Source organism: Paenibacillus pectinilyticus (assembly GCF_001700435.1).
Lineage (GTDB): Bacteria > Bacillota > Bacilli > Paenibacillales > NBRC-103111 > Paenibacillus_E > Paenibacillus_E pectinilyticus.
This window is the reverse complement of sequence record NZ_LYPC01000027.1, coordinates 562,195-581,768: the sequence shown is the minus strand read 5'-3', so window position 1 is coordinate 581,768 and position 19,574 is coordinate 562,195. Positions and strand designations below refer to the sequence as shown.

11 protein-coding genes are annotated in these 19,574 nt (G+C 45.1%); 4 read left to right on the top strand and 7 right to left on the bottom strand.

Going from position 1 to position 19,574, the window contains the following annotated elements; translation table 11 throughout:
* Window positions 1–13: 13 nt before the first annotated feature.
* From A8709_RS24310 to A8709_RS24295, 4 genes are all read right to left on the bottom strand, one after another.
* Entirely contained in the window at window positions 14–6,748 is a 6,735-nt protein-coding gene (locus A8709_RS24310) for an Ig-like domain-containing protein (protein ID WP_065856014.1), read from the bottom strand.
* A gap of 94 nt (window positions 6,749–6,842) precedes the next feature.
* The gene (locus A8709_RS24305) at window positions 6,843–8,396 is read right to left on the bottom strand and encodes a DUF3502 domain-containing protein (protein WP_065856013.1); all 1,554 of its coding nucleotides are present in this window, start codon (window positions 8,394–8,396) and stop codon (window positions 6,843–6,845) included.
* Window positions 8,397–8,468: 72 nt separating this feature from the next.
* A complete protein-coding gene (locus tag A8709_RS24300) occupies window positions 8,469–9,377 on the bottom strand; it encodes a carbohydrate ABC transporter permease (RefSeq protein ID WP_065856011.1) in 909 nt (302 codons plus the stop codon).
* A gap of 12 nt (window positions 9,378–9,389) precedes the next feature.
* Window positions 9,390–10,292 carry an ABC transporter permease gene (locus A8709_RS24295; RefSeq protein WP_065856009.1) on the bottom strand — a complete coding sequence of 301 codons (903 nt, stop codon included), beginning with the start codon at window positions 10,290–10,292 and terminating at the stop codon, window positions 9,390–9,392.
* Window positions 10,293–10,561: 269 nt separating this feature from the next.
* Between A8709_RS24295 and A8709_RS24290 the strand changes: the two genes are divergently transcribed.
* Window positions 10,562–11,413 carry a helix-turn-helix transcriptional regulator gene (locus A8709_RS24290; RefSeq protein ID WP_065856007.1) on the top strand — a complete coding sequence of 284 codons (852 nt, stop codon included), beginning with the start codon at window positions 10,562–10,564 and terminating at the stop codon, window positions 11,411–11,413.
* Window positions 11,414–11,443: 30 nt separating this feature from the next.
* Here the strand turns inward: A8709_RS24290 and A8709_RS24285 are convergent, their stop codons facing one another.
* Window positions 11,444–12,481: an SGNH/GDSL hydrolase family protein gene (locus A8709_RS24285; RefSeq protein WP_065856005.1), complete on the bottom strand. Its 1,038-nt coding sequence runs from the start codon at window positions 12,479–12,481 to the stop codon at window positions 11,444–11,446.
* 249 nt (window positions 12,482–12,730) lie between these two features.
* Here A8709_RS24285 and A8709_RS24280 point away from each other — a divergent pair, with 249 nt between their 5' ends.
* The 3 genes from A8709_RS24280 to A8709_RS24270 are packed head-to-tail and all read left to right on the top strand — an operon-like array spanning window position 12,731 to window position 16,686.
* The gene (locus tag A8709_RS24280) at window positions 12,731–15,064 is read left to right on the top strand and encodes a glycoside hydrolase family 2 protein (protein ID WP_065856002.1); all 2,334 of its coding nucleotides are present in this window, start codon (window positions 12,731–12,733) and stop codon (window positions 15,062–15,064) included.
* 12 nt (window positions 15,065–15,076) lie between these two features.
* Window positions 15,077–15,727: a D-sedoheptulose-7-phosphate isomerase gene (locus A8709_RS24275; RefSeq protein ID WP_065856001.1), complete on the top strand. Its 651-nt coding sequence runs from the start codon at window positions 15,077–15,079 to the stop codon at window positions 15,725–15,727.
* Window positions 15,724–16,686, top strand: a complete 963-nt coding sequence (locus A8709_RS24270; protein ID WP_065855999.1) for an ROK family protein — start codon at window positions 15,724–15,726, stop codon at window positions 16,684–16,686. Before A8709_RS24275 ends, A8709_RS24270 begins: the two co-directional genes overlap by 4 nt.
* Window positions 16,687–16,709: 23 nt before the next feature.
* On the opposite strand, the gene A8709_RS24265 is transcribed toward A8709_RS24270, so the two are convergent.
* Together A8709_RS24265 and A8709_RS24255 are read right to left on the bottom strand one after the other, a co-directional pair.
* Window positions 16,710–19,061 carry an AraC family transcriptional regulator gene (locus tag A8709_RS24265; protein ID WP_065855996.1) on the bottom strand — a complete coding sequence of 784 codons (2,352 nt, stop codon included), beginning with the start codon at window positions 19,059–19,061 and terminating at the stop codon, window positions 16,710–16,712.
* A 165-nt stretch (window positions 19,062–19,226) separates the two neighbouring features.
* Window positions 19,227–19,556: a hypothetical protein gene (locus A8709_RS24255; protein WP_065855992.1), complete on the bottom strand. Its 330-nt coding sequence runs from the start codon at window positions 19,554–19,556 to the stop codon at window positions 19,227–19,229.
* Window positions 19,557–19,574 lie beyond the last annotated feature (18 nt).

Sequence of the window (19,574 nt, the reverse complement as noted above, 5' to 3'; positions counted from 1 at the left end):
TAGTTACCTTATTTCAATATTGAAATACAACAATCGGATCAACACCAATATCACGCGTGCTTTCCTTTGTCGTACCGCCATACGTCATGCTGAACGTATAACTTCCGGGCAGCAATTCTTTACTAACTTCTCCCGATATTGCTGGTCCGAGGTTCTGCCAGCTTCCCCCCGAGTAGAACTTGGCACTACCTCCGCTGAGAGGATTACCTGCATTATCTTTCACTTGCAGAGTAGCCTTCACGGTTTGAAAGCTGACGACTGGATTCGTGACTGCATTTTGGATCGTTTCTTTACGTTTGCCTGCATACGTCAAACCGAACGTATACGAATCGGCAAATAATTCCCGGCTAATTTCTCCACTAACCGTTGTGCCCATCGGCCTCCAAGTGCCGCCTGAATAATAGTCGACAACGGCTCCATCAAGTGGATTGCCTTGGCTGTCCTTCAACTGCACATTCACCTTCACTGTGTTAAAAACAACAGTGCTGCTGGCTGCTGTATTCTGAACAATCTCCTTGTATTTCCCTTCAAACGTCATCCCAAACGTATACGTTTCAGGGAACACTTCCAAGCTGATTTTCCCACCGATCGTCGTGCCCAGTGTCCGCCAACTGCCGGCGGAGAAGAACTTCACGCTGCCGCTATCTAATGGGTTCCCTTGGCTGTCTTGCAGCTGTACTTGAACCAACTCTGTTTGAAATACTAGGCTTGCACTAGTTCCAATATCTTGCGTAAGCTCTTGCGTTTTGCCTTGATAAGTCATTGTGAAGAGATAGCTCTTCTCACTTAACGACTTACTCACATAGCCAGAGGCATCAGTTACACCAAAGTCTTTCCATGTGCCGTCCAAATATTTCACAATACCACCGCTTAAAGGATTGCCAGTGCTGTCTTTTAGCTGAACCTTCACAGCTGTAGCGGCGAGATTAAAGCTTATGCTCTTCGCTGTCTCGCTATTGCCCGCTAAGTCGATCGCTCGGTACTGGAGCGTATAGGTCCCCTGCTTATCAAAGGTAAGCGCAGCGGTATAAGGCGTCCATGTCGCTCCATTATTTACGCTATAGACGATCTGATCAATACCAGACACATTATCAGAAGCACTTAACGTGACCGTAACAGGGCTGATATAGGCGCCGCTCGTTCCGTCCGGTGTTGATGGGACAACGACTGAAGTTGTTACTGGAGCCGTTCCATCGATACGGACAGTAACGGTTTGCGTCGCCTCCTGATTACCGGCTAAATCCTTGCTGTAGTACTTCAGAGAATGAACGCCTTCACCAGCAATTGAAACAACATTCCCGGTTACGTAAGCCCCATTATCCAGACTGTAGAACGTACCTGCTACACCGCTTTCCAAGTCGTTAGCTGTCAAATGAACAACTTGATCCGTCGACTGCCAACTGGATGGTGCATCACTGATCGTAACGGGCGGCACATCATCTACATACACGGTAACTGATTGCTGATAACCGCCGTCTACTGTTGTTGCTGTTACCGTTGTCACGCCATAGGTAACGCCTGTAACCGTACCGCTGGCGTTAACTGTCGCCACAGTCGGTGAACTTGAAACCCAATTAATTGCTTTGTTGGTTGCACTTATTGGCAGCACACTTGGCACAATCGTTTCGAGTTGCCCCTTGGACAACGTTAGTGTGCTTTTATTTAAACTCAATCCCGTTGCAGCAATCGTTAGCGGTCTGACTTCAACATCATCAACATAAAAAGGATTGCCGGCACCCGGAATTTCCGTGTATAAAAACATAGTTGGCTCTGTTACAACCCCTGTTTCATTGATGATAAGGCTCCCTTGAACTTGTTTCCATGCGGTAGAGCTGAGAGGTGGACTGTAAAACATAATGTACTGAATAGGTATAGGATTACCGTCTACCTTATATTGCAAGCCGATCCTAATCGTCTCAGTTGTGGTAGAACCAGATGCTATTTTCGCCCAGGCCGAGTAGTAATACGGTTTCCCCTTTTCAATAGAGACAGGGAATTTGACACCTCCGTATCGATCTGTCTTCGTTAGAAGCAAGGATTGCAGGCCGGAATGATGTTCATCTGTGGTTAGCGTAGGCACGGATAAATACGTGTAATTAGGAGCCGCTAATGTACTGCCTTCCATACCCGGGTCTGCGATAAGATTCGTTCCTTTCACCGCATTTGTCGGATCTGTTACGTTAACCGTTGCGACGGCCACAATGCCCGAATCGTCCGAGGTTGCTTTTATTTGCGTTGAGCCCGTTCCCATTCCTGTAACCGTTCCATCAGCAGCGACGACAGCCACACGGGGATTCACGGATTCCCATTTAATCCCCTTATTCGTTGCGTTTGCCGGGGTAATATTCGTTACAATCGTTTGCTGGATGCCCAGCGGCAAGCTAAGCGTGGTTGGCGTTAGCGACAGCCCCGTAACCGCAACCGTTGCATCTACCGTTACGAGCACCGTTGCCACTTTACCCCCGTCTACCGATGTTGCCGTTATGGTTGCTGTGCCCAAGCTTGCACCATACACCATGCCGTTCACATCCACGGTTGCAACACTCGGATTGCTCGAACGCCATATTAACTCTTTGTTGCTGACATTCGCTGGTGTGAACACAGGAACCAATGCCTTGGTTTTACCAACACCTACCGACATTGACGTCGCACCTAAACTGATATCTGATGGATGAACCCAAACCGAGCTTCCCGAATCTGTTATTGGCTTAACCGCAACATCATCGACATAGTAAACACCGCCTGGATTGTCAATCTCCGTATAGAGATACATCAGAACATTCGATACGACTCCTGATTCCTGAATCGTGTAAGTACCTTCGATCTGTGTCCAATCTGCCGCTTTTAGGCCAGGGCTTGTGAATATAATGAGTTGTTTGGGAGGCCCCCCGTCCAAGTTATATTGGATTCCCACCCTCAAGGTTTCATTGGTCGTCTTACCTGCAGCCAACTTTGCCCATGCTGAGTACGTATACGGCTTACCTTTTTCCACATTCACTGGAAAACTAATACTGCCGTAACGTGTCGCTTTCGTGATCTTAATGGACTGATGGCCGCTATGAGATTGTGTCGTATCCTTTACAGCAGATGTAACATTCTGCAGCCCATATTGTGAAGTTTTACTTCCTTCAAATCCTGGATCTTCAATGAGATTATCTCCTTTTAGCGCAATTGTTGGCGTTATTTCCAATTGTACGGAATCCAAACTGAAAACTCCGGAAGCCGTCGTTGGCACCACTTGGAGCTGTTTAATAGTTCCCGTCCAAGCAGCTAAGCTTGACGTATCAAACACATATTCTCGATAGACGGAATCGTTCGGGAGTATATAGGAAGAGATCATTTTCGCCTCATTCCAACTGGTATCCCCGGTCGTCGTAAAATAAATCTTCGCCTCATCGCCGCTTGTCATGTTGTTCATTCGGACGCGAATCCGCCTAATATCAGAAGCCGCAATATTCAAAGCGTCTGGTGAAAGAATAGCAGGCTGCACACTTCCGGAAATCCCATTTGAAGTTCCGCTGAATACGCCATTCGCCACGACGGGATTCGAGATTTGGCTGTTAGCCGTCCAACCGGCACTCGTCGCAAAATCATATGTGATCGCCGTTGGATATACACGGATGGTTTGCGAAGTTGCATCCCATTTGGCAATCGCGCCAAAAGCTTGGCGAAGATAGCTAAGCGGTGCCATCACCGTTCCGTTGGCAAGCTTGACAGGTGCTTTCTCTAACGTAATCGCCTGACTACCTTTGAAAGCTGTGAGATCACCGACCTTTATTTTATGGACGACGTTATCTTTCACTGCCAACAGCGTATTCGTCGCAGGGTCCCATTCCGGTTTTGCGCCTATTTGCAAGTACATGTCTTTCATGGGAACCATGACGATGCCATCCTGTAAGAGGGCTGGTTGGCTGAACGGTTTATACGTGCTGTCTACATAAGTCCGAATACCGGGCTGTGGCGAATAAATCGTTCGAATGTAATCAATACTGATCGGTCCCACAGCGGAAATCGGATCGATCCTCAATTGCCGGATCGTCCCCGTCCAGTTCTTGTTTCTCCACGCCTCAATAATGTATTCCGTATAGCCACTATCCAACGGATTGACATAGAAGCCGACGGCCTTAGCCTCATCCCAGGTTCCATCTGTCTCCGTCGTAAAGAAGAAGCGGCCGTCAATATCATTCGCACTGTTCTTCATTCGAATCACAAGATAAGGAATATCTTCCGCCTTAATTCCGAGGTGATCAGCGGAACGTATGCCGGGATCCGTGTTATTCGTTACCCCCGAAAAACTGCCGTCCTGAACCGTCACGTCCACAATTTGCTTCTCAACTGTCCAGCCCTCGGCGTCTCCGGCAGTATTGAACTCCCACATAATCCCGTAGACATTCGTCATCACTGGCTGCGGTTGGTTTAAATTAGGAACCACTCTCCCAGCCGGATATAGGGTATTGATTCGATCTTTCTGAGTCTGCGTTGGCACACTGTCCGTATGCGGTTCGCTGTTTCCAAACACATTGCGAATCGCATCCACATAACCGAAACCAGCTAGCCCAGCAGGCATAATAAAGTGACCTTCTCCAAACTCATTCCAGTTATCTAGCATCACCAGCTTTTTACCTAGACTGCCCGCAGACAGTGAGGGCATGAAGCTATCCTTCGTCCACTGTGCCAAGGACTGGAATTCCGACGGCGTCGCATAATAACCGAAGTTCAGGCCCCAAGCTGTATCATCTCTGCCCATGCTCAAACCAGGGATAATATCGATGGCGCCGGCATCCTTCTCCTGCGTCATTTTTAGTTTCTGAAACTCCGGATGGCCGCCGAAGGAGCCCCAGGAATACGCATACACGCCATCAAAACCGACAGCCTTGCGGTTCAACAACTGCTGTGGGTCTGTTCCGTTATAAACATTGAGCAGGATTATATCCGCAAACCCCGCTTTTTTCACTTCGCTTCGCAAGTAGTCCAGTTCCGTCTTAGCGGTCGAAATGCTGTTACCAAAAGCTTTTATCATCTCCTCATAGTTATAAATGGTGAAGACTGGTTTGTTATCAATCTTCAAATAACGCGGATCTTTAAAATAATATTCAATCCAGTACGGAATCAGATTCGTTCGGAAATCTTCAGCATCCTTGACCTTGGAATTGAGGTTTTCAAACATAATTGCGAATTTGGTTTGATCGCTATACGCACCATTAAAATAACCGTTATCCAAAGCATGGGATAAATACGAATCTTTTATCGGCATCCGATTGGTGTCTCCACCAAGTGGCCTGAACCAACAGGACATCTGGAAATCGATCCCGTGCTCTTCCAGCCATTTCGACTCCCAATCCGCCGTTTCCGGGTTGCCTTCATCATAAAAACCAAGAAGAGGTGTCCGATCTGGGTACGGCTGAATCATATCCCACCCCAGATGATGCCCTTCCCGCCACATCGGGCAGCTTTGGACGCCCACAAGCGGAGCATCCACGCTCTTACTGACCGCAACAGGAGCCGGCACATAGTCGGCTGGGAGGGGAACTGTTTTATACAAGAGAATGTCATCCAGCCACATCTCCCCCCGATACGCAGAGGAGGTCGTGAACTTGAGGGTGTCGACGGAAACCGCGCCCGGAGCCAGTGCTACAACTTCATCGCTGCGCTTATCGTTGATATAGATATCCGCTGTAGCCGTCGCCCAGTTCACTTTGATCTGAATGTGCGTCCACAGATTCGCTAAATACTTGTATTTCAGCGAGACAGTTTGCCCGCTGCTGTTGACATAAGCCAAGTCATCGCCCGCAGTCGTTAGTTTGATGACGCTCGTCGTTCCGCTTTTTAGCTCAGCTTCTAATCCATCCGCCTTCTGCTTGTAAAGAACCTTGAAGTCGTAGGTAAAATTATCCGCTATTTGCGATATCGACTTCGACAGACTCATACTGCCGGTGCTACTAGCCGCACTCAGCTTCATGCTGTTGATATCTGGCTGCGGGGAACTAAGCATACTGCCCACAGTGATTGCGCCGCCTGACGTAACCGCAGTCCAATCCTGCGGAATCGCGCCACCGTCAACGACCGAAATGAGCCTTTCATTGACGACGTACCCTTTGTAGATTTTCAATGGACCAAAGTAGAAATCCCCCATGGAGGCGTCGCCTGTTTGCACTTGAAACTGGTTTAGTGATGTTACCGCATTTTTGAACGATGCTCCGTTTGCCTTCTTTACACCATTGATGTACACATCCGTTGTATGCGCGTTCAAGTTGATGACAACCTTAATTCCATACTCTATGTTCGCTGCATAGGTTTGCAAGGGCAGCACGGTGTTTGCGGAAGTCTCCAGACTAAGCGTGTTATTTTGCGTTATTAGGCTCACGCCTGCAACATCGTTACTGAGCAGCTGCCATTTCAAACCGTCAATGATCGACATAGGCTTTATCCGGAATTCCATGGTTAGTGTACCTTCGTTTTGCGCAACAAATTTCTTTTTCATAGAAACGGGCAGCACCGTGCTCGTATCGCTGATTTTGAAATTTGTGTTATACAGGCTGACCAAAGCCCCTCCTGCAGCGCGAACATCCCACCCGGACGGCTGACTATTCCCTGGTGTCAAGGAGGATAAGAACGAGAAATCCTCATCGATTACATAAGCTGTATCAGGTCTGGTGGCTTCCGCGCTAACATCCGCTGACTGAAAAACAAATATGAAAGCGCACACAATAAATGAGGTAAGGAGAATACCTAATCGCTTTCTAACCATCATTACACTCCCTTTTCCAATGGATTTGCTTTTTGGAAACAATGACACTGCCCTCAGTCAGCAGTGTCATTGTGTCATAAGATCATGTCATTATTTAATTTCCAGCTTTCCAAGCATCATATTGCTTCTGAATCTCTGCCATTATTTTATCTATACCTGCATCAACCAGTTTCTTCTTCGTATCCTCAACATACTTCGCGTAGTCCGGCATGGATCCCGTTGTAAAGATCGGATTCGCCTCTTTATTAACAGCACCGATTTGAGCAATCTCCGTTTTGACAGGTTCATTATTAAAGACAAATCCGAGCAGACCAGATGCCTTGCCGTTTTCATTCGTTTTTCTCATCGCTTCCAAAGCTTTCGTTGAATTCCAGTTGGAATCCCATTGATCCCAAAGAGGCCCGAGCCAGTTATGCCAAATCGCCCATGTTTGTTCAGCACCGGTTTTGGCTTCGATCGTTGGGTTAGGATCTTTAACCGTACCCGATTTAACCGTGTAATTTTTACCTTCCACGCCATAAGCAAGTGTATTCAATAAGTACTTATCACTCCAAATATAATCGAGCAGCATCATAGCTCTTTCTGGATTCTTCGAAGTTGCACTAATCGCTGTCGCAGCAGCCGTCATGGAAGCCGTTGAAATGGTCGGCTGTGAGCTGAATGTTTCAACGGTTGGGAATCCATACGTGCTTGTCGATTTCGACCCATCCTCGGTATAACCGCCTGAATCACGAAGTACGGCATATTTCCCTGATTTCGCTTCAGCCAGATAATCCGTCTTGATTGCGGCATCTTTGGCAATATAGCCTTTCTTATAGAAATCATTCATGATTCTATAATTTTCATAGTTTTGCGGGATATCAAGGGTTTTGACGAATTTCCCTTCCTTCTCGCTGAAAGATATGCCACCTACGACGGTTGTATAGTCGGGTAACCCTACGCCAGAAGTCGCTCCATTGGCCGTTGCAATGACTGGAATCATGTTCGGCTCATTTTCCTTAATCGTTTTTAAGAATGGCTCTAAGTCGCTGAGACTCTTGACATTCTTATAATCGAATTTATATTTCTCAACTAAATCTTTCTTAAATACATACGCAGATGCCGGACTGTAAGGTGTCTGAGCAGGAATCGCCATGATCTTCCCTTTGTACGTAACAGCTTTCCAAGCACGCGGATCTACTTTCTTCAAAATATTTTGCCCATACTTCTGCAGTAAGTCATCAAGCGGCATAAAGGCGCCTTTTTGCACATTCGCATTTAAATTATTAGATGTGTTTGAGGTAAATACGAGATCGTAGGGCTCGCCAGCAGCTGACTTCAGCTTGATCTTATCTTCCCAGCCCGCGTTATCAATTAAGTTAAAGTGCACATTTGCATTAATTTTTTCCTTGATCAGTTTGTTCGCTACCGCTTCAACCGCTTCTTGATCCTTCATGTTGTCGATCGGTTTTGGCATGAACCAGCTAATATCAACGAAATCTTTCGTCGGATTCGTAGTTGCCGCCGCCGTACTAGCAACTGGGCTAGCGCTAGCGCTTTCATTCTTTTTCTCAGTTGTGCTGCAACCGCTAATTACAATCGTTGTTGCAAGCAAGACGGATGTTCCTGGTCCAAACCATTTTGAAGCTTTTACTTTTTGACCTTTCACGTGGATGCCTCCCTTATATCGTCTTTATATATAATTTACAGACGCAGCGTGTTTTTCCTGCATCTGAAACTATCAACCCTTTACCGAACCTACCGTTATCCCCTGCACAAAATACTTCTGAAACAGTGGGAACACAAGCAGCATCGGTCCTGCAGCCAAAATACACATCGCCATGCGAGCACTCAAGGAAGGCACTTGCATACCTGGTTTCACCAGTCCATATTGAATGGCCTCGCTCGAGTTCAAATACTCCATATTTTTGAGAACACGAATTAGTAAATATTGCAGCTTCATCAAGCTATTCTGATCCATATAGAGCAAGGTCAGCCACCAATCATTCCAATACTGGAGTGCAAAGAACAGACCTAATGTAGCCAAGGCTGGTTTGGATATCTGCAGCACAATTTGCGTGAAAATCCTGAGCTCCCCTGCGCCATCCATTTTCGCTGACTCAATGATCGCATCCGGTATGGTCTGCAAGAAGCCTTTCATCAGCAGCACGAACCAACCGCTAATCAAATATGGCAAGATGAGTGCCAGGATATTATTTCTGAGGCCCAGCCATTTCACCATGAGGATATAGGAAGGAACCATCCCGCCATGGAAGAGCATGGTGAAAAATATGAAAAAGGCAAGGAACGAACGGTAGGAATAGTCTTTGCGCGAAAGCGCATATGCGTAGGTCGTGGTTACCCACATCCCGATTAAAGAACCTACGACTGTCGTACCGATCGTAACCAGATAAGAATTCAGCAGAACCTTAGGATCGTGCAGGATCACCTTATAGGCATCGAATGTAAAATTTTTAGGAATCATGGAATAGCCATATTTAATAATGTCATTTTCCGTTTGAAAGGAGGTTCCTATAATGACAAGAAAGGGAAACACACAAACTGCGCATAACAAGATAAATAGGATATGAATGACTAATTTTCCCGCTGTAATTGGCGGCCGTACACGAATTGATCTTTGAGGATTCATAGACGATTCTCCTTAGAAAAGTGAGTTTTCTGGATTGATCCTTCTTACGATGAAATTGGTTATCAGTACTAAGCAGAATCCAACAATCGATTGGAAAAAACCTGCTGCTGAAGCCATGCCAATATCACCAATATCAATAAGAGATCTATACACGAATGTATCAATGACATCTGTTGTCTGATAGATCAAGGATGAATTCAACGTCACATTGTAAAACAAACCGAAATCACTGTAGCAGATACTTCCTATTTGAAGAATAACCAACATAATGATCATCGGTTTAATCATAGGCACGGATATGGAAAACGCCTGCCGAATTTTACTGGCTCCATCAATTTTGGCTGCATCATAATACTCAGAATCAATGCCCATGAGAGCAGCGTAGTAGATCACTGATCCATAACCAAGTCCCTTCCAAACCGCTGCAGCCACTAGAATGTAAGGCCAATACTGCGGCTCGCTATACCAAAGGATCGGCGCTTTACCCACTGCAACTAAGACACTGTTGATAACGCCATGCTCCATATCAAACAACGCCCTAAACGCAAAGCCAGCAACCACCCAAGAAATAAAATAAGGAATGAACAGGATCGTTTGATACACCTTCACAAATTTACGGCTGAGCTCAAATAATAATAAGGCAATAATAATGGAGAGGAACGTCCCCAATATAATGAAAACAGCGTTATACAGAAGCGTATTACGCAGAACGCGATACAGCACATTCCCATTAAATAAGAAGCCGAAATTGTCTAACCCGACCCAAGGACTGTTCCAAATGCCAAGATTGTACTTATAATTCTTAAAAGGAAGCAGCAATCCGTAAAGTGGTACATAATTAAAAAGTAAAATCAACAGGAATCCAGGCAGTGCCAGCAGGGTCACTCCGAAATTTTTCTTGAAAATCCTTACCATCCATTCAACACATCCTAGCCTTTAATTTTGACTGCCATCTTTGTTAATAACCCAACTTTAGGCGATGGCTTAGGGATTGTATATTGTAATCTAGGTATTTTCCTTCAAAAATGTGTAGGTAACTGCTTTACCATGAAGTTTAAAAACTATAATTCTAAGTAGTTACTCTAACCTATGTGTTTATCATGGAAAAACCAAGCTGCATCCTCCACCGAATTCACTTGATATTGTATACTGGACAAGAAGAATACACGGAGAGGAGCGTAGTCATGCGAAGAGTGCAAATGCCCTATCGATATATGATCGATGAATTCCTCTCCCCATCCTTCCATTTCAGTATCTCTGAGTATGAGGTAAGTCGAATTCACGAATTGCACGGCCATGAATTTTTCGAGATGGAGATTATATTATCTGGTAGTGGCACACAAATAATGAACGGAGAGTCATCCCTGCTTCTCGCAGGATCGGTATATCTTTTGACCCCCGTCGACTTCCATACGATTATTCCTGATCCAGGCCACCCGCTTCGTCTCATCAATATGAAATTTACCGAGGAATGGCTCGATGAGGAACTGCGACTCTTGCTCTTCCAACAGCCGGATCGCTTGTCGATCCGCTGTGATAACTCGTTACTGGCTTACATGGAATTGGAATGCCGCAGGTTAATGAAGGAAAGCTCGGAATCACGAATAGGTACAAAACAAGCCATCCGTGCCACGTTAGATAGGATGCTTGTCGATATCCTGCGTATGATTCCAACGGAACCTCAAGTGACGTTAGATACATCACTTAGCGAAGCGCCTGAACGAATAAAGCTGCGTAAAGCTTTGAACTATATCGATTTCCATTTTCGCGAACCCATAACACTCCAACAGGCTGCAGCGCATTCCTCATGGAGCCCCAATTATTTCAGCGAAAAATTCAGTCATATCATGGGCCAATCGTTTCAGCACTATGTCCAGGAGCACCGACTTCAATTTGCGCATAGGCTGCTGTTCAATTCCAACTTACCTGTTACGGAAATAGCCTTGGCTTCCGGCTTTAATTCCTTACCATATTTCATCCGTTGTTTTAAAAGAAAGTACGGGTTGTCACCCCACGCAGGACGGCGGGTTTTATGAAGGCGTTGAATGACAAAAAAGCTTGATTTCTCAAGCTTTTTCCGTTTCGGTTATCTTTTGGTTTTCCTTCAGCAGCGGGATGAAAGCTTGGAAATAAAGCCAGTGGCCATAATCATTCGGATGATTGATGTTATTCAGGAGCAGACTTTCCGCCGATTTGCCTGCGGCCAGTTCCTGCTCCCAAATCGCAGTGACGTCAGCTACGCCGATACCGTATTCCCGGCCCAGCCGGCGAATGATTTCCGCATACGTGCCCGTCGATCCGCTGGCATACCACCATTTCGGATTTGGCATACAAGGCGTCACGAGCACAAGATCGCTGTTGTCCAACTCCTTGACAGCCTCAATCATTTGACGTAGATTGCTTTCAAAATCCACCGGCGAAACGCCAACCCCTTCCCCATATTTGTTCTGATCGTTCATACCGAATCCGATGATCACGAGATCTGGTTGCAAAGGAATGACATCGCGCTGTATGCGATTCTTTCCAGCTGTGCTCGTTTCACCACCGACTGATTTGTTTATCAGACGGATTCGGCTGTTCGGGTAGTAGTCATTGAGAAATTGATGAACCCGATTGAAGTACATAAACTTTTCTTCGCTCGCTTCCCCTCCTGCACTAATGCTGTCACCAAAAACAACGATGGAACGCTCCTCGCTGGTTTGCAATTTGGAAAGCCATCGCTCCACCCCAGCTCCTTTTCCGCTATCATGGGCAACGAAGCTGTCCGTAAATGGATCGTTATCATACACATAATCCCCATACACCGTAAATTCACGATTACTGCAATTTTTGAACACTGTATGATCAAACACCGTTTGACCGTATAATTCGTGACGGGACCAATCTGGAATCAGGCTTTGTTTCGTCCGGCGTACGACACCGCGATCGTAATCGACAACATAGTCTATTCCCTCTGCGTAAATGATATTGTTTGGATGATTCTCATCCGCATGACTCCTTACTACCATAACCTCCTTGGCTAAAGGACGGTATCGGATAGACATGTTCTCTTCTTTTACAAAAATGAATGCTTCCGCAGTCTGTCGGCGGCTCTTTGGATTCATGGGCACGCAACTCCTTCCATTATAAAAACTTGTCACACTTCAACATTAGGCCATGGTAACGATAAAGTATATTGCACATTAGGCATTTTTCTTCAAAAATGGATAGCCTCCTAACTTTCTACTCACTCTGAGTTATCAGAATTTACGATTATCCGAAAATCGTGCAACTCGTCTGAACATACGATAAGTTTTAATACGAACTCCTTTATACAATAGGTGCAGTATGTACCATTACAAGGAGGTTTCTCTATGACAAATGAATTGTGCCTAGACGGACAATGGAAGCTTTTTTATTTTCCGCAAGGAGAACGGCATATTCACTATCCAGATGAGTTGAGTCGTTTGCAAATACCTTGGATTCATGCTTCTGTACCGGGGAATGTGGAGCTGGATTTGGTCCGTGATGGTCTTCTTCCCGAACCTTTCGTGGGAACGAATATCAATGAACTCCGTCCCTTCGAGTTATATGAATGGTGGTACAGCCTAGAGTTTACTGTACCGTCAACGATGGAAGGCAAACGAACTGAGTTGCTCTTCATGGGGGTGGACTGCTACGCAACCTATTGGCTGAATGGCGAAGAAATTGGCTCGAGCGACAATATGTTTATTGAAGTTAAGCTCGCGACAACGAATTCTTTGATACAGCATGGGGTGAATAAGCTATTCGTCAGGTTGCGTTCCCCCATCATAGAAGCTATGGAACGCAGCACGGATGCGATTTGTTATGGTCCCATTACCAACGGAGAGCAATTATTCGTAAGAAAGGCTGCTCATAGCTTTGGCTGGGATATTATGCCCCGTGCGGTTTCGGCAGGTATTTGGCGATCCGTCTCTCTGGTCGTATGTGAGGATCATGCTTTGACCGATCTTTATTTCTACACCTTATCTGTAGATAAGAATCTTCAGGCCGCACAGATCGGACTGTTTTACAGAGTGGCAACAGATCCCGCGTATTTTTATCATGGATTGGAGATTAGGGTAACCGGTAAGTCGGGAGCATCCGAGTTCCAAATGAGTAAGCCAGTCTTATTTCATGTTGGCAACCTGACAATCTCCCTTGAGAATCCTCATCTCTGGTGGCCGAATGGGTATGGAGAATCTCCTCTATACGAGGTTACAACTGAATTGATCCATCAGGGATGTGTCCTGGCTTCGCGTACAGAGCGGGTAGGCATTCGTCACGTCCAATTCATTCGTACCGAAACGACAACCGCGGAATCGGGAGGTGAATTTCTTTTCAAAATTAACCATACTCCGATTATGTGCAAAGGCTCCAATTGGGTGCCAATGGATGCATTTCATAGCCGAGATGTCAGTCGATACGAACGTGCACTTCAGCTGTTCTGTGAAACAGGGTGCAATATGGTCCGCTGCTGGGGAGGAAATGTTTACGAGGACCATGCGTTTTTCAATTTTTGCGACAGTCACGGGTTGATGGTTTGGCAGGATTTTGCAATGGCCTGTGCGGTCTATCCACAAACACCCGAATTCAGCGAAGCCATGAGAAGCGAAGCCAGCTCCGTTGTGCGCAAACTACGGAACCATCCCTCTCTTGTCCTATGGTGCGGCGATAACGAATGTGACGAGGCGTATCAGTGGTTTGGTCTGCCTGACCCTAACGTAAATCGGATCACCCGAACCGTGCTTCCGCAAGTTATCCAGCAATATGATCCTCACCGGGCATATTTGCCAAGCTCGCCCTATCTGTCACCTGAAGTTATCCAATCAGGGAACATGAACTTAGCTCCCGAACGACATCTATGGGGGCCGCGCGATTATTATAAAAGCAGCTTTTATAAGACGAGTACAGATCATTTTATCAGTGAAATCGGTTATCATGGCTGTCCTAATTTATCTTCTATCCAGACATTCATCGAACCCGAGTATCTATGGCCATTCGATAGCCAGAACGAACAATGGATTACTCACGCAACTGAAGTTAGTGGTTCACAAGGGCATAACGCGACGCGCATTCAATTAATGGCGAATCAAATAAAGGAACTATTCGGCGCTATTCCTGAATCTATGGAGGACTTCATCCTCGCTTCGCAAATTTCCCAAGCTGAGGCCAAAAAATTTTTCATCGAGACGGCCCGACTCAAAAAATGGCGAAAAACAGGGATTATCTGGTGGAATATGATCGACGGGTGGCCGCAATTCTCAGATAGCGTTGTCGATTATTACTACGGAAAGAAGCTCGCCTTTCACTATATTAAGCGTGTTCAGCTCCCTGTCTGCATCATGATCGACGAACCTGCGAATTGGCATGTCAGGGTAGCAGCAGGTAATGATTCTAGAGAATTCGTTGCTGGTACCTTTCGTATCTGGGAGGCAGATTCGAATGAAGCGCTGTTAGAAGGGAAGTTTGATGTGGAGGCTAATGGAACTTCCGAGTTAGGCCAAATTCCTATTTCTCATGCCAAGCAGCAACTATTTCTTATGGAATGGAACATTGATGGACACACCTATGGGAATCACTACCTTCTTGGTTTCCCTGCCTTCTCTTTGGATACTTATAAACGTTGGCTGCCTCAAATTGCTGCCATTACTAACGATTTTCAAGCCGATGCGATTGGTCGATAGGGGGATTTTACAATGGACAAACATGTATTGGAAAACTATATGCATCAACTCGTAGAGCGTTATCCAGAATTGGAAGCATGTACTTCTGATATTCGTAAGGCGTTCCAATTATGCGCAGATACTTACCATTTATCTGGAAAAATACTATTGTGCGGTAATGGGGGCAGTGCCTCCGATTGTGATCATATTGTCGGGGAGCTTATGAAGGGTTTTCTATCCAAAAGGCCTGTCTCCTTATCATTCCGCGATACCTTAGTCGAACAATGGGATCATAAAGTGGGAACTTACTTAGCTGATCATCTGCAGCAGGCGCTTCCTGCCATCTCCCTAACCAATCACTCCGCATTGATAACCGCCTTTGCCAATGATGTAGAACCGGAGATGATATTTGCTCAACAAGTGTATGGTTATGGTCAAAAGGGGGACGTCCTTATGGTTCTCACGACTTCTGGGAATTCCACGAATGTGCTTCGCGCTGTTCAGACTGCGAGAGCGCTGGGTATGCACACGATTGGATTGACCGGAAAACACGGTGGCCATGTAAAAGCGTTATGCGACGTGACCATCACGGTGCCCTGGGAGCGAACGCCGGATATTCAGGAGCGTCACTTACCGATTTATCACATCCTCTGTACGATGCTGGAAAAGGAGTTTTTCGGATGAGTATGCTTGCCGGCCTCGATATTGGAGGAACCAAATGTGCCGTAACAATCGGAACAAAGTTGGATCAGGGAATTCGAATACTTAGTAAAGTTCAATTCCCGACACCCAAAGACCCGCATGAGACCATTCAGCATCTGATATCTACCTTAGAACAATTATTGGCAGAGCAAGAAGGTTTACTTGCAGCGATTGGCATCAGCTGCGGTGGGCCGCTGGACAGTAAACACGGCATTATCCTTTCACCGCCGAATTTGCCTGGTTGGGATCATGTCCCTATTGTTACATCAATTAGGGAACGATTTGGTGTTCCTGTTGGCTTACAGAATGATGCCAATGCCTGCGCCTTGGCGGAATGGCGGTGGGGAGCTGGCATCGGAACGCGCAATATGATATTCCTAACTTTTGGTACGGCCATGGGCGCCGGTCTTATTTTGGATGGCAAACTATACGCGGGGACGAATGATATGGCTGGTGAAATCGGTCATATCCGACTTGAGCCTGCTGGACCCATCGGTTACGGCAAGGAAGGGTCCTTTGAAGGATTCTGTAGTGGAGGCGGCATTGCCCAATGGGGACGAATGAAAGCGATGGAGGCTTTGACGCGCGGGCAGCCTCCAAGCTTTTGCCAATCGGAGTCGCACTTGGAATTAATCACCGCTCAGAAAATTGCGGAGGCTGCTCAATCAGGGGATCTTACAGCTCTACAGATGTTTCAAATTGTCGGAGTTCAGCTTGGGAGAGGTTTAGCTATTCTGGTAGACCTTCTGAATCCAGAGCTGATTGTCATTGGCAGCATTTATGCCAGGCAGCGCGACCTGCTTGAAGCTTATACCCTACAGGAATTTCAAAAGGAGGCGCTTCCTCACGCTTACCGCGTATGCCAGATAGTTCCTTCTGCATTAGGAGATCAAGTTGGCGATTACGCCAGTCTGTCCGTTGCCGACTATCAGATTATGTGAATTAGCTGACGGCTTTCCCCCTTTCACTTAGGATTCAAATTAGTCATATTTCTTCGCAAGGCATACTCTTTCGGTGTGACCTTGTATTTTTTTTTGAACATGCTGAAGAAATAGGTTTCATTCAAGATTCCGACTTTTTCCGTAATTTCATAAACACTTAGATTATCTTGAATTAGAAGCTCTGCCGCTCTAGCTAATCTATATTCGTTGATAAAATCAGGGATCGATATGTGCGTTGCTTCCTTATATATTTTGCTTAAATTTCTTGTGGAAATTTTCATAATAGAAGCGATCGAAGTCAGACTCAAAGAAGGATCATGAAAATGGTTATGAATGTATTCCGTGACCGCGTCAACCAAAAAGTAGTTCAGTTTATTGGCATTTCCCTCGTAATCTTTTTTGAACGAATCTTGAAGCGCAGCTAAAATAATGCTATGAATATCGACAATCGTCTCCTTCTCTAGCATATTGCGGCTGATGGAAGAAAGATGCAAGGATGGTACAACCGTAACTTTCATCGCTTCCAGCTTCTCTATAACAGCATCGACGAGCCTAATGATCGAGACTAAGGCATTGTGATAATTTAGCGTGGCCACCTCCTCGAAAATGTTCGCCAATACCCCCTCCATCGCTGTAATGTCGCTCGACTTCATGGTTTCTAGCAACAAATCCTCCAGATTTTTGGGATATCCTGTTTTTTTGCTTTCCATATTCTTCTTCACCGTTTCGTACGTAATGACAGAGGCATGCCCTAACACTAAGCGATACATTGCTTGATCGAGCGCCTTATTATATAAACTGTGAAGACCCGTCATTTGATTCGTCTGATCACTGATGGATGCCGTGAAGGACACCTTGAAAAATCTGGAAACATTCTCTTGCGCTTCTTGAATAAGCGGAACAATATGAGAAGGAAATTGGTCGTCGTCATCTGGAATACTTACGATTAATACGACATGATCATCCTTCATATCAAGTCCTTCATTCGCATACTTTCTGCCCATTATTTCAGAAGCAATGTTGATTAAAGCAAAGCGAATCGTATCTTTATCCTTGGCATGGAACGTATGTTGAAATTCCTTATAGTTATCAATCTTCAATAAACATATCGCATAGGAGCCGTTCAAAGATAAAGAAATCCTCATTTCTTTAAAAATGCTTTCTAACTCAGATCTGCCAATAGATAAACTCTCCGTAAGCAGCCGACTTAACCAGTAATGCTTCATGACATCTTTATATTGGACCTTTTCCTTATCAAAATGATCGAGCATCTCCATAGATTGTCTGTATACCGTGTTTAAATAAGAGATCTCATCGACGACCTCGTCTTTATCCGATCTACGGATCCGATCCAACATGATCGAGTTCACAAGTTTCCCTACTGGCTGATATATTTTCCGGGAAATACCTACGGACATCACTACAGCCATGACTAGGAAAATCAGTGTGATGAGGATAATACTTGTTTTTAAACTGTTGATATATTTATAGATCTCAAGGACTGGCTGCGTTTTTAACAGCGTCATCCCAGCGCTATTGACATTGGTATACGTGACTAAGTATTGCGTTCCATTGTGCTTGCTCTGAAAAAAACCATCTCGATCTGCCTGTGGATGCTCCTTTTTATATGACAAAAAATCAGCTTTCAGCCAATCCTTAATAGCAGGGTCATTCGTTCCATCATCCAAGTATTCGCCATTCTGGTCCAGAATAAAGACATTATCTCCCTTTCGCTTATCAATCATATTAATTTGGTTAATATTCTCAATCAACCACTGTGGTTTTACGTTAATGACGACGACACCATCTGGCTTCATCTCATTCGATGTGGTTTCGTAGATGAAATAAGAGAAAACATACTCAGACTCGGTTACGCCATTAACTAGTTTTTTGATATCACGAAAAATTGGTTTCAGTTTAGGCAGTGCTTGATTCGAATTAATAAAATCGTAAAGCATCTGATCTTTGAAAAAGAGTGGAAATCCCAAGCTGTACGATTGATCCAAATTCCGATTATAAATGCCAATAGAATGAATATATGGATTCGCTGAGGTTACAGAACTGACGAGTTTCGTCATGTGGCCTGAAACGGCAACCATATCTTCTGATTTTGCATACATGATAGCGGTTACATCACTATTTAGATAAAGGAATTTAGATAAGTTGGAGATCGTCTGATCCATGAATTCCATATTGTACTTGACTTGATAAAGTATCTTTTGATTGGACGCATATTCATTTTTGACCAACAGATTCTGTGAATTGATATACACCACAGTGGAAAGAACGACAACAAGAATGAGAATGGCCATACTTATCCATAGCACCATTTTAATAAAATAAGCCTTAGCTCCTAAAAGAGATCTTAGATTCATGTATGTATGTTCTCCTTTATTCGGAATGAAAGAGACTGGCTTGCACCAGTCCCTGTTGATCCAGAGGCTTCTGGAAAATGACGGTAGGAAATCAATCAAATTTCTAACTTATATTTATACTCTAAATGTAGTTCTTCTCAGCTCTAAAGTAAACTGTAATATCGGTCATTTCCTATAAATACGGTACGCTTGTAGTGGGTTGGGGTCAACCTCCCCATAATCCCGAGAGATATTAATGAATTTCAGTTGTTTCATCCCATTGAGGAAATGAGGCTTCCGATCGATCATACACATGCCCAAGTTCAAAATTCGTAAATGCTTTAGCTTCTCTAGCTCGAGCGGCAGCTCATTAATCGAGGTGTATTGAATGATAAGCTGGTCCAATTGCTCCAACTCGCCAATCTCAGGTGGAATACGGTTTAAGCTAATCTCTTCCTTCGGCTTAGCTCGCCAAACGGGTGTCGGCCGATCTGAGCTCGCACATTGGATGGACATCACTCAAGAAATCCCACC